Source organism: Thalassolituus sp. UBA2590 (assembly GCF_002339775.1).
In the GTDB taxonomy this organism is placed as follows: domain Bacteria; phylum Pseudomonadota; class Gammaproteobacteria; order Pseudomonadales; family Oceanobacteraceae; genus Thalassolituus.
Map to the genome: position 1 here is coordinate 2,367 of NZ_DDKU01000051.1, position 200 is coordinate 2,566.

Annotated in this window: 1 protein-coding gene; it reads right to left on the reverse strand. The window is 51.0% G+C overall.

Annotation, left to right across the window (positions count from 1 at the left end):
* Window positions 1-200, reverse strand: a 200-nt coding sequence (locus B2067_RS04525) for a phosphoadenosine phosphosulfate reductase family protein (RefSeq protein WP_301387605.1), incomplete at both ends; no start/stop codon positions are given.

Genomic DNA, 200 nt, shown 5'->3' on the forward strand with positions numbered 1-200 from the left:
ATCGAGTTCGGTCCAGTTTGACAGAGGGAAAACACGGATGCTTTCGCCTTTGTTTACTTTACCGTTATAGATGTTCCACAGCTCTGGACGCTGGTTCTTAGGATCCCAGCGGTGTTTACTGTCTCGGAAAGAGTAGACACGCTCTTTTGCACGGGACTTTTCTTCGTCACGGCGGGTGCCACCGAAGGCAGCATCGAACT